Below are 11,362 nucleotides of genomic sequence, written 5' to 3'. Positions count from 1 at the left end.
GCCCATGCGCAAGGGCAAGAGATGGCTGCTGACGCTCGCCGTACTCATAAGTGCGGCGAGCGTCGGCGCACCAGCCGGAGCGGCCACCGCCGCCGGACCGGACGGCACGGACATCAAGGACCGGATCCTCGCGATCCCCGGAATGCGCCTGATCGAGGAGAAGCCGGTCGACGGCTACCGCTACTTCGTCCTCGACTACACCCAGCCGGTCGACCACCGGCACCCGGAGAAGGGCACCTTCCAGCAGCGCCTGACGCTGCTCCACAAGGCGGTGGACCGCCCGACGGTCTTCTACACCTCCGGCTACAACGTCAGCACCACCCCGTCCCGCAGCGAACCCACCAAGATCATCGACGGTAACCAGGTCTCCCTGGAATACCGCTACTTCACCCCGTCCCGCCCGGTGCCGACCGACTGGAAGAAGCTCGACATCCGGCAGGCCGCCAACGACCAGCACCGCGTCTTCCAGGCCCTGCACGCGCTGTATCCCGAGAACTGGATCGCCACCGGCGGCAGCAAGGGCGGCATGACGGCCACCTACTACCGCCGCTTCTTCCCGCACGACATGAACGGCACCGTCGCCTACGTCGCCCCCAACAACCCCGACCGCGACGACTCCGCCGCCTACGACCGCTTCTTCGCCACCGTCGGCACCCCCGAGTGCCGCGCCGCCGTCGGGAAGGTCGAGCGCGAGGCGCTGCTCCGCCGGGACGAGATCGTGAACCGCTACGAGAAGTGGGCCGGCGAGCACCAGCGCACCTTCCGCCTCATCGGCAACGCCGACCGGGCCTACGAAGTCCTCGTCACCGACCTGGTCTTCGGCTTCTGGCAGTACCAGCCCGCCGCGACCGCCTGCGCCGAGGTGCCCGCCCCCACCGCCCCCACGGACGCCCTGTGGACCTGGATGGACAAGGTCGGGGGCTTCGACTCCTACACCGACCAGGGCCTGGAGAAGTACCAGCCGTACTACTACCAGGCCGGCACCCAGCTCGGTGAGCCCAAGTACCACTACCCCAACCTCCGCGGCCTGCTGCGCTACCCGGGCATCAACAACTCCCGCAGCTTCGTGCCCCGCGAGATCCCGATGCGGTTCGACCGGCGCGCCATGCCCGACGTCGACCGCTGGGTGCGCCAGCACGCCACCCGCATGATGTTCGTCAACGGACAGTTCGACCCGTGGAGCGCCAAGCACTTCGAACTCGGCCGCGGCGCCCGCGACTCGTACCTCTTCACCGTCCCCGGCGGCAACCACGGCGCGAACATCGCGTCGCTCAAGGACGCCGACCGCACCAAGGCCACCGCCGAACTCCTCGGCTGGGCCGGCCTCCCGGTGCCCGCCGACGGCCGGGCCGCCGCCCAGGCCCCGCACAACAGCACCCTCGACCGGCCCGAACTCGCCCAGCGCCGGACCCTGCGGCCGTAGCCCGGCACCGCACCCGCCCCACCGGGTGTGCGTCCCGCACCACGCGCGGGACGCACACCCACCGGGCCGGCCGGCCCGCTCAGTACCGCAGCCCGTGCCCGATCTGGAACAGCGCGGTCTGCGGCGCGTCCGCGCGCATTATCGCCACCGGCAGCCGGCCCACCGGGTCCCGCCGCCCGGCGATCACCCGGGCCGCCGCCCGCAACTCCACGTCCGTCCACGAGTAACTGGCCAGCGCCGCCGCCACCCCGTCCAACAAGGCGATGTCGTACGGATTGCGCACCGCCAGCTGCACCACCGGCTTCCCCGTCGCCACCAACTCCTCGACCAGCGCGCGCTGCGCCGACGAGGCGGAGGCGATGTCGTATGTCGCCACCACCGCCGCGTCCCGCTGCGCCAGCGCCGCCCGGGCCCGGGCGATCAGCTCCCGCGACGGCGCCGTCCCGGTCGGCAACACGGTGGCCGTGAAGCCCGACCGGCGCAGCTCCTCGGCCAGCACCGCGGTCGGCGGCCCACCGGTGCCGGACGGCGCGGCCGGATCCGCGCCCGCCACCAGCAGCCGGCCGGTCCGCCGCCGGGACAGCGGCAGCACCCCGTCCCTGTTGAGCAGGAGCGTGGTGGTGCGGTCCGCGATCCGGTCCGCGGCGGCCCGATGCGCCCGCACCCCCACCACCCGGTCGACCTGCTCCCGAGAGGTGTACGGATCGGCGAACAGCCCCCGGCGCTCCTTCAACGACAGGATCCGCAACAGCTTGGCGTCGATCTCCCGCTCGCTCAGCTCCCCGTCCCGCAGCGCCCGGACGACCGCCGCGTGCGCGACGGACAGGTCCGGCGGGTTCAGCAACTGGTCCACCCCGGCCTTCAGCGCCAGCACCGGCACCCGGTCGTCCCCGTACTTCACCCGGACGCCCTCCATGCCCAGCGAATCGGTCACCACCACCCCGTCGTAACCGAGCCGCCGGCGCAGGATGCCGGTGACGATCGGCCGGGACAGCGTCGCCGGATCGCCACTGGGGTCGAGGGCCGGCACCACGATGTGCGCCGTCATCACCGAGTCGATGCCGGCGGCGATCGCGGCCTTGAACGGCGGCGCGTCCAGCCGCTCCCACTCCTCGGCGGAGTGGTGGATGTACGGCAGCCCGACGTGGCTGTCGGTGTCGGTGTCGCCGTGCCCGGGGAAGTGCTTGGCGCAGGCCGCCACCCCCGCGCTCTGGTAGCCGCCCACCTGCGCCGCGACCATTCGGGCCACGGCCTGCGGATCGGCCCCGAAGGACCGCACCCCGATGACCGGGTTGGCGGGGTTGACGTTGACGTCCGCGTCCGGCGCGTAGTCCTGCCGGACGCCCATCGCGAACAGCTCCTGGCCGGAGATCCGCCCCGCCGTGCGGGCGTCCTCCACGGACCCGCCGGCGCCCAGCGCCATCGCCCCGGGCAGCAGCGTCGCCGGCGCCCCGATCCGGGCCACTATCCCGTGTTCCTGGTCCGTGGAGATCAGCACCGGCACCGGGACGCGCAGCCGGGCGGCGGCCTCCTGGATGCCGTTGGACAGCGCGGCGATCTGGTGCGGGTCGCGGGTGTTGTGCGCCCAGCCGAAGTAGATGATGCCGCCGACGTGGTACTCGGCGATCAGCTCGGCGGCGTTGGCGACGCCGATCTCCTCGCGGTTGGCGGCGACGTCGGCCGGGTCGGGATCGGTCGCGGAGTGCCCGTACACCCGCATCACGAAGAGCTGGCCGGCCTTCTCCTCCGGCGACATCCGGGCGATCAGCCGGCGCAGCCGCTCCACGGTGGCGGGCGGCGGCGACGGGACGGGGGAGGGGACGGCGTGCGCCTCGCCGACACCCAGGGCGGCGGCCGCGGCTGCTGCCGCGGCGGTGGTCAGGACGGTACGTCTGGAGTGCATCTGCGCTCCTTCCGGGGGGCTTCCTCGAACAGGTGAAGGAAACTTCCAAGGAGACACGGATAGCCGGAAAACAACTGCCGGTCAATGACGGAGAACCACGGCGCCGCCCCGGGATTGCGGGGCGGGCCGGGGTGTGGTGGGCGCGCACGGGGCCGGCTTCGCGGACCGCCGCCCGAGGCCGGGCACGCCGGTCAGCCGCCGCCCCGCCTCCGGTCCCCGCCCCCGCCGCCGAACAGCCGCGCCACGTGCGCCCGCCCCTGCGCCAACAGCCCCGGCAGCCCCGCCGCACCGGGGAACCACCGCTGCTCGTACTCCCAGCACCACCAGCCGCCGGCCCCCGGCCCGAGCGCCGCCACCACCTCCGGCAGTGGCAGCACCCCCGCCCCCAACGGCAGCGGCGTCAGATCCCGCGCCGACGCCACGTCCTTGACCTGCACGTACCCCAGGTGACCGGCCAGCGCGGCCCGGGTCGCGGCGGGCGCCTCCCCACCGAGCCAGCTGTGCAGCACGTCCCACAGGGCGCCCACGTGCGGATCGTCCACGGCCGCCAGGATCCCGGCCACCGCCGCACCGGTGCGGTGCGAGTCGTGGGTCTCCAGCAGCACCCGCACCCCGCGCTCCGCGGCCAGCGGCGCCACCGCGCCCAGCCGCCGGACCGCGTCCGCCGCCGCCCGCTCCGCCGGACGACCGCCGCCCCCGGGGAAGACCCGCACGAAACGAGCCCCCAAGTCGGCCGCCAACAGCACCAGTTCGTCCAGCTCGTGGGACAGTTCCGCCTCCGCCGCGGGGCCCGCGCACTCCGCCGCGACCCTCGCGTACCCGGCGACGGCCAGGACCTCCAGCCCCGCGTCCGCGAACCGCCCGCGCGCCTCCGCCCGCTCCCGCGCGCCCAGCAGCGGATGCACCGGTTCCTCGGGGTGCGCCCGCACCTCCACGCCCTGATAGCCGCACGCCACGGCCAGCCGGACCACGTCGGCCACCGGCAGCCCCGGCACCCCGAGCGTCGAGAACGCCGCCCGCACCGCCACCGGACCGCCGTCCCCGTCCGCGCCGTCCCCGCTCATCCCGCCTCCCAGCACTGCTGACGCCACGTCAGGCGCCAACCCTGCCCGACCCGATCGGGCCCGAAACCGCACCCCCCGCACCCCCGGCACCCCCGGCCGACGTCGCCGCGGGCCGCACCGGACCGGTCGACTCGCGCACCAGCAGCTCCGCCGGCAGCCTCGCCACCCCGCCCGGCGGCGCCACCGCCCGACCCAGCGCCAGCCGCCCGGCCCGGGCCCCCGCCTCCCGCAGCGGCAGCCGCACGGTGGTGAGCGCGGGCGCGGCGTCCACGCTGAAGGGCAGATCGTCGAAACCGGCCACCGAGACGTCCTCGGGTATCCGCAGGCCCCGGTCGCGCAGCGCCGCGCACACCCCCAGCGCGGCGGTGTCGTTCGCCGCCACGACGGCCGTCAGGCGCGGCTCCCGACGCAGGAGCTCCAGGGCGGCGTCATAGCCCGAGGAACGGTCGTAGGCCCCGGGGACGGTCAGCGCCGGCACGTCCACGACGCCGTGCGCGGCGAGCGCGTCCCGATGGCCGGCCAGCCGCTCGGTCGTGGTGGTGCGCCCGGCCGGCCCCGTCACGCACCCGATCCGGCGGTGCCCCAGCGCCAGCAGGTGCGCCGTCAGCCGCCGGGCCCCGCCGCGATTGTCGAACGCCAGGGTGACCGGCGGCACGGCGCCCCGGGCCCGGCCCACCGCCGGCGCCGCTCCCGCCGCCCCCGCTGCCCCTGCGGTCACCTCCGGCTCCTGCGGCGGACGCCCGCAGAGCACCACCCTGGTGCCCGTCGCCGCCAGCCGCGCCAGCTTGGCGGCGAGGGCCCGCGCGTGCCCGGGGTCCTCGGGGGCGCCGCCGGTCAGCACCACCGCGGCGGCCCGCTGCCGCTGGAGATGGGTGAGGTGGTCCAGCTCGCGCGCTGCGGAGCCACCGGTGCTGCACACCACGGCCAGCTTCTCGCCGCCGGGACCGGCGCCGCCCAGCTCCCCCTGGACGGCGCCCGCCAGCACTCCGAAGAACGGGTCCGCGATGTCGTTCACCACGATGCCGACCAGGTCGGAGCCGGCGCCGGCCAGTGCGCTCGCCGGGCCGTCGACGACGTACTCCAACTCCGCGACCGCGCGCAGCACCCGGCCGCGGGTGCCCTCGGTCACCGGATAGCTGCCGCTGAGCACCCGCGAGACGGTCGCCGCCGACACCCCCGCACGTGCCGCCACATCCGCCAGCGTCACCGCCATCGCGCCCTCCCGCATCCCCCAACGCCCCTCGATCGCACCCTTGTTGGCGACCTGCCACGCAGGCTAGCGTCCCTGCTGAGAGAAAGCGCTTACCGTCCACAGGTACCCCCATCCGCGCACCACCCGCCCCACCCCGCACGCACCCCACCCGCCGAGCGCGCAGAGAGGCCGGGCCGTGACACGTAGGACCGTACGCATCGCCATGAACGGCGTGACCGGGCGCATGGGCCACCGCCAGCACCTGGTCCGCTCCCTCCTCGCCCTGCGTGAACAGGGCGGACTCCCGTTGGACGACGGCACGGTGATCTGGCCCGAACCGGTGCTCGTCGGCCGTTCCGCGCCACGGGTCCGGGCCCTGGCCGAGCGCCACGGCCTCGCCTGGAGCCGCGACCTCGACACCGTCCTCGCCGACGACACCGTCGAGATCTACTTCGACGCCCAGGTGACCGCGGCCCGCGAACCGGCTGTGCAGAAAGCGATTGCTGCCGGCAAGCACCTCTACGTGGAGAAGCCCGTCGCCGCCGGCCTGGCCCAAGCCCTGGACCTGGCCCGCCGCGCGCAGGACGCCGGCGTCAAACACGGCGTGGTCCAGGACAAGCTCTTCCTGCCAGGGCTGCGCAAACTCCGCCGCCTCCTGGACGCCGGCTTCTTCGGCCGGGTGCTGTCCGTGCGGGGCGAGTTCGGCTACTGGGTCTTCGAGGGCGACTGGCAGCCGGCCCAGCGCCCGTCCTGGAACTACCGCGCCGAGGACGGCGGCGGCATCGCCTCCGACATGTTCCCGCACTGGGAGTACGTGCTGCACGAGCTGTTCGGGCCGGTCCGCGCCGTCCAGGCCCGGGTGACCACGCACCTTCCGCGCCGCTGGGACGAGTCCGGCACCCCCTACGAGGCGACCGCCGACGACGCCGCCTACGCCCTGTTCGAACTCGACGGCGGCGTCCTCGCGCAGATCAACTCCTCCTGGGCGGTCCGGGTCCACCGCGACGAACTGCTGGAGTTCCAGGTGGACGGCACCGAGGGCTCGGCCGTCGCCGGGCTGCGCCGCTGCCGCTTCCAGCACCGGGCCGGCACCCCCAAACCCGTGTGGAACCCCGACCTGCCGTCGACCGAGCCGTTCCGCGACCAGTGGCAGGAGGTGCCCGACAACGCCGAGTTCGACAACGCCTTCAAGGTGCAGTGGGAGCTGTTCCTGCGGCACGTGGTGGCCGACGGGCCCTGGCAGTGGGACCTGTGGGCGGGTGCCCGCGGCGTCCGGCTCGCCGAACTGGGCCTGCGCTCCTCGGCCGAGGGCCGCCGGCTGCCGGTGCCGGAGCTGACCCGTTGACCGCCCCGGAACCCGCTGCCCCCACCGGAGCGGCGCCGCCCCTGCGCTCCCGTACGGTCTTCGCCGCCGCCCACGTGGTCGCCGACCCGCACGCCGACACCTCCCCGGACGGTCCGGCCGCCCTCGACTGGGACGCCACCCTCGCCTTCCGCCACCATCTGTGGGCGCACGGTCTGGGCGTGGCCGAGGCGATGGACACCGCCCAGCGCGGCGCGGGCCTGGACTGGGCCGGCGCCGCCGAACTGATCCGGCGCTCGGCCGCCGAGGCCCGCACGGTCGGCGGGCGCCTCGCGTGTGGCGTCGGCACCGACCAACTCCCGCTGAACGGCTTCTCCCTGGCCGACGTCCGGGCCGCCTACGAGGAGCAGCTCGCCCTCGTCGAGGACGCCGGCGCCCAGCCCGTCCTGATGGCCTCCCGCCACCTCGCCGCGCTCGGCGTCGGCCCGGACGCCTACCGCGACCTCTACGGCCACCTGCTGCGCCAGACCACCCGCCCGGTCATCCTGCACTGGCTCGGCGCGGCGTTCGACCCGGCCCTGGCCGGCTACTGGGGCAGCGCGGACCTCGACGTCGCCACGGAGAACCTGCTCGGCATCGTCGCCGACAACCCCGGGGCGGTGGACGGGGTCAAGGTCTCCCTCCTGGACGCCGCCCGGGAAGTCCGGTTGCGCCGCCGGCTCGGGACGAGGGGGACGGCCCCCACGGGCGGGGGCACGGCCTCGGCCGAGTACGGGCGACAGCGGGCGGTGCGCTGCTACACGGGCGACGACTTCCACTACCCCGAACTGATCGCCGGTGACGCCCACGGTGCCAGCGACGCCCTGTTGGGCGTCTTCGACCCGCTCGCCCCGCTGGCGGCCGAGGCCGTGCGCCGCCTGGACGCCGGCGACCCGGCGGGCTTCCGTGCCGTCCTCGACCCCACCGTCCCCTTGGCCCGCCACCTCTTCCAGGCCCCCACCCGCTTCTACAAGACCGGCGTGGTCCTGCTCGCCTGGCTGGCCGGGCACCAGTCCCACTTCACCATGGTCGGCGGCCTGCAGTCCGCCCGCTCCCTCCCGCACCTGCGCCGCGCCCACGAACTCGGGGCAGGGCTCGGGCTGTTCCCCGACCCCGAACGGGCCGCCGCCAAGATGCGCGCCCTCCTGGCCGTGCACGGCGTCGAGGAGGCGAGCGCCCCGTGACGGACACCGCGGCGCCCCTGCTGTCCCGGCTGAGCCTCAACCAGGAGACCGTCCGGCAGTGGTCGCTGCCCGAACTGGCCGACGGCTGCGCCCGTGCGGGCCTGCGGGGCGTCGGCCTGTGGCGGGCCCCGGTGCGCGCCTACGGGGTGGCCGCCGCCGCCCGTCTCGTACGGGACGCCGGGCTCGCCGTCTCCAGTCTGTGCCGGGGCGGCTTCTTCACCGCGGAAGACCCGGGGGAGCGGCGGGTGGCCCTGGCGGACAACCGGGCCGCGATCGACGAGGCCGCGGCGCTCGGCACCGCCACCCTCGTCCTGGTCTCCGGCGGACTGCCGCCCGGCAGCCGGGACTTGCCCGGTGCCCGGGAGCGGGTCGCCGACGCGCTCGCCGAACTGGCCCCGTACGCCGCCGAACGGGGCGTGCGGCTCGCCCTGGAACCGCTGCACCCGATGTACGCGGCGGACCGGTGCGTGGTCTCCACCCTCGCCCAGGCCCTCGACCTGGCCGAGCGCTTCCCCGCCGACCGGGTGGGCGTGGTGGTGGACACCTACCACCTGTGGTGGGACGACACGGTCGGCGCGCAACTCGCCCGGGCCGGCGCCGCGGACACCGCCACCGTCACCGGCGCGGCCGGCCCGCCCTCCCGGATCGCGGCCTTCCAACTCGCCGACTGGGTCACGCCGCTGCCCGAGGGCGTCCTCCTGGGGCGGGGGCAGCTGGGCGACGGCGCGGTGGACCTGCGGTGGTTCCGCGAGCGCGTCGACGCGGCCGGCTACCGGGGGCCCGTGGAGGTGGAGATCTTCAACCCGTCCCTGTGGTCCCGCGACGGCGCCGAGGTCCTCGCGGAGGTCATCGCCCGCTTCGTCCGGCACGTGGTCTGACCGGCCGGGAGGCCCGGCCCGCCGCCCCGCCCCCGGGCCCGGTGCGGAACCCGCCGCCCGCACCGCTGTCGGTCCCCGGCGGTACCGTCGAGGCATGGTCAACGCAGCGGTGGTGGAAGGGGTCCTGGAGCGGATCACGTACGCCAACGAGGAGAACGGCTACACGGTCGCCCGGGTCGACACGGGCCGTGGCTCCAGCGACCTGCTGACCGTCGTCGGCGCCCTGCTGGGTGCGCAGCCGGGGGAGTCGCTGCGGATGGAGGGCCGCTGGGGTTCCCATCCCCAGTACGGCAAGCAGTTCACGGTGGAGAACTACACCACCGTCCTGCCGGCCACGGTCCAGGGCATCCGCCGCTACCTCGGCTCGGGCCTCATCAAGGGCATCGGCCCCCGGATCGCCGACCGCATCACCGAGCACTTCGGCATCGACACCCTCGACGTGATCGAGCAGGAGCCCGGGCGGCTGATCGAGGTGCCCGGCCTGGGGCCCAAGCGCACCAAGCTGATCGGCGCCGCGTGGGAGGAGCAGAAGGCGATCAAGGAGGTGATGGTCTTCCTCCAGGGCGTCGGCGTGTCCACCTCCATCGCCGTGCGGATCTACAAGAAGTACGGCGACGCGTCGATCTCCGTGGTGAAGAACCAGCCCTACCGCCTGGCCGCCGACGTCTGGGGCATCGGCTTCCTGACCGCCGACCGGATCGCCCAGGCGGTGGGCATCCCGCACGACAGCCCGGACCGGGTCAAGTCCGGCCTCCAGTACGCCCTGTCGCAGTCCACCGACCAGGGCCACTGTTTCCTGCCCGAGGAGCAACTGATCGCGGACGCGGTGAAGTTGCTCCAAGTGGACACCGGGCTGGTCATCGACTGCCTGGCCGAGCTGGCCGAGGACCCGGAGGGCGTGGTCCGCGAGAAGGTGCCCGGCCCGGAGGACGGCGCTCCGGTCACCGCGGTGTACCTGGTGCCGTTCCACCGCGCCGAGATCTCCCTGGCCGGGCGGCTGACCCGACTGCTGCGCACGGACGACGACCGGATGCCCGCCTTCCAGGACGTGGACTGGGACAAGGCGCTGGCGTGGTTGGCGCGGCGCACGGGGGCGCAGTTGGCCCCCGAGCAGCAGGCGGCGGTCCGGCTGGCGCTGACGAGCAAGGTCGCGGTGCTCACCGGCGGCCCGGGCTGCGGCAAGTCGTTCACCGTCCGCTCGGTGGTCGAGCTGGCCCGCGCCAAGCGCGCCACGGTGGTGCTGGCGGCCCCCACGGGCCGGGCCGCCAAGCGGCTGGCGGAGTTGACGGGCACGGACGCCTCCACGGTCCACCGCCTGCTGGAGCTCAAGCCGGGCGGGGACGCCGCCTACGACGCGGACCGCCCGCTGGACGCCGATCTGGTGGTGGTCGACGAGGCGTCGATGCTCGATCTGCTGCTGGCGAACAAGCTCGTCAAGGCGGTGCCGCCCGGCGCCCACCTGCTGCTGGTGGGGGACGTCGACCAGCTGCCGTCGGTGGGTGCCGGCGAGGTGCTGCGCGATCTGCTCGCCGGGGGAGGGGCCGGGCGCGGCACGTCCGAGGGGGAGGACGGTCGTGCGCCGGACGGGCCCGTGCCCGCCGTCCGGTTGACGAAGATCTTCCGCCAGGCCCAGCAGTCCGGTGTGGTGACCAACGCGCACCGCATCAATTCCGGCGTCCCGCCGCTGACCAGCGGCCTGCCGGACTTCTTCCTGTTCCCGGAGGAGGACGCGGAGGAGGCCGCCCGGCTGACGGTCGACGTGGTGGCGCGCCGTATTCCGGCGAAGTTCGGCCTCGACCCGCGCCGGGACGTCCAGGTGCTGGCCCCGATGCACCGCGGCCCGGCCGGCGCGGGATCGCTCAACGGCCTGCTCCAGCAGGCGGTCACCCCGGCCCGCCCGGACCTCCCCGAGCGCCGCTTCGGCGGCCGGGTCTTCCGCGTCGGCGACAAGGTCACCCAGATCAGGAACAACTACGAGAAGGGCCGCAACGGCGTCTTCAACGGCACCGTGGGGGTGGTCACGGGCCTCGACGTCGTCGAGCAGCGCCTGACGGTCCTCACGGACGAGGACGAGGAGGTCCCGTACGACTTCGACGAACTGGACGAGCTCGCCCACGCCTACGCGGTGACGATCCACCGCTCCCAGGGGAGCGAGTACCCGGCGGTGGTGATTCCGGTCACCACCAGCGCCTGGATGATGCTCCAGCGCAATCTGCTCTACACGGCGGTGACGCGGGCGAAGCGCCTGGTGGTGCTGGTGGGGTCCCGCAGGGCCCTCGGACAGGCCGTGCGGACGGTATCCGCCGGTCGGAGGCATACGGCCCTGGATCACCGGCTCGCCGGAGTGAGGTGAGGTCGCCCCTCTTTCCTAATCGG

At 74.6% G+C, this 11,362-nt stretch carries 8 protein-coding genes; 5 read left to right on the top strand and 3 right to left on the bottom strand.

What is annotated here, in order from left to right:
- The first annotated feature begins 4 nt into the window (after nucleotides 1-4).
- Nucleotides 5-1,423: a S28 family serine protease gene (locus ACJ6WD_RS16455; RefSeq protein WP_233657649.1), complete on the top strand. Its 1,419-nt coding sequence runs from the start codon at nucleotides 5-7 to the stop codon at nucleotides 1,421-1,423.
- Nucleotides 1,424-1,502: 79 nt separating this feature from the next.
- Here ACJ6WD_RS16455 and ACJ6WD_RS16450 read toward each other — a convergent pair whose 3' ends face one another.
- From ACJ6WD_RS16450 to ACJ6WD_RS16440, 3 genes are all read right to left on the bottom strand, one after another.
- A complete protein-coding gene (locus tag ACJ6WD_RS16450) occupies nucleotides 1,503-3,326 on the bottom strand; it encodes a glycoside hydrolase family 3 protein (RefSeq protein WP_407616030.1) in 1,824 nt (607 codons plus the stop codon).
- Nucleotides 3,327-3,517: 191 nt separating this feature from the next.
- The gene (locus tag ACJ6WD_RS16445) at nucleotides 3,518-4,390 is read right to left on the bottom strand and encodes a sugar phosphate isomerase/epimerase family protein (protein ID WP_407616029.1); all 873 of its coding nucleotides are present in this window, start codon (nucleotides 4,388-4,390) and stop codon (nucleotides 3,518-3,520) included.
- Between the two features lie 28 nt (nucleotides 4,391-4,418).
- Nucleotides 4,419-5,603, bottom strand: coding sequence for a LacI family DNA-binding transcriptional regulator (locus tag ACJ6WD_RS16440; protein WP_233657652.1), 1,185 nt, complete (start codon nucleotides 5,601-5,603; stop codon nucleotides 4,419-4,421).
- Between the two features lie 175 nt (nucleotides 5,604-5,778).
- Between ACJ6WD_RS16440 and ACJ6WD_RS16435 the strand changes: the two genes are divergently transcribed.
- The 4 genes from ACJ6WD_RS16435 (at nucleotide 5,779) to ACJ6WD_RS16420 (ending at nucleotide 11,339) form a co-directional block, all read left to right on the top strand.
- On the top strand, nucleotides 5,779-6,927 hold the full coding sequence (locus ACJ6WD_RS16435; RefSeq protein ID WP_407616028.1) for a Gfo/Idh/MocA family protein: 1,149 nt from the start codon (nucleotides 5,779-5,781) through the stop codon (nucleotides 6,925-6,927).
- Nucleotides 6,924-8,108 carry a dihydrodipicolinate synthase family protein gene (locus ACJ6WD_RS16430; RefSeq protein WP_331247084.1) on the top strand — a complete coding sequence of 395 codons (1,185 nt, stop codon included), beginning with the start codon at nucleotides 6,924-6,926 and terminating at the stop codon, nucleotides 8,106-8,108. Before ACJ6WD_RS16435 ends, ACJ6WD_RS16430 begins: the two co-directional genes overlap by 4 nt.
- On the top strand, nucleotides 8,105-8,986 hold the full coding sequence (locus tag ACJ6WD_RS16425) for a sugar phosphate isomerase/epimerase family protein (protein WP_407616027.1): 882 nt from the start codon (nucleotides 8,105-8,107) through the stop codon (nucleotides 8,984-8,986). Before ACJ6WD_RS16430 ends, ACJ6WD_RS16425 begins: the two co-directional genes overlap by 4 nt.
- A gap of 94 nt (nucleotides 8,987-9,080) precedes the next feature.
- Nucleotides 9,081-11,339, top strand: coding sequence for an ATP-dependent RecD-like DNA helicase (locus tag ACJ6WD_RS16420; protein WP_233657656.1), 2,259 nt, complete (start codon nucleotides 9,081-9,083; stop codon nucleotides 11,337-11,339).
- Nucleotides 11,340-11,362: the final 23 nt, after the last annotated feature.

It is taken from the genome of Streptomyces sp. VTCC 41912, from assembly GCF_045799175.1.
Taxonomy (GTDB): domain Bacteria; phylum Actinomycetota; class Actinomycetes; order Streptomycetales; family Streptomycetaceae; genus Streptomyces; species Streptomyces albulus_C.
Note: the sequence above shows the minus strand (reverse complement) of the source record. Positions and strands in the feature narration are given on the sequence as shown.

What these genes read in the sequence shown, in the direction of transcription:
- ACJ6WD_RS16450 (WP_407616030.1), bottom strand. Translation starts at nt 3,326, where the DNA reads ATGCACTCCAGACGTACCGTCCTGACCACCGCCGCGGCAGCAGCCGCG.
- ACJ6WD_RS16455 (WP_233657649.1), top strand. Translation starts at nt 5, where the DNA reads ATGCGCAAGGGCAAGAGATGGCTGCTGACGCTCGCCGTACTCATAAGT.
- ACJ6WD_RS16440 (WP_233657652.1), bottom strand. Translation starts at nt 5,603, where the DNA reads ATGGCGGTGACGCTGGCGGATGTGGCGGCACGTGCGGGGGTGTCGGCG.
- ACJ6WD_RS16445 (WP_407616029.1), bottom strand. Translation starts at nt 4,390, where the DNA reads ATGAGCGGGGACGGCGCGGACGGGGACGGCGGTCCGGTGGCGGTGCGG.
- ACJ6WD_RS16420 (WP_233657656.1), top strand. Translation starts at nt 9,081, where the DNA reads ATGGTCAACGCAGCGGTGGTGGAAGGGGTCCTGGAGCGGATCACGTAC.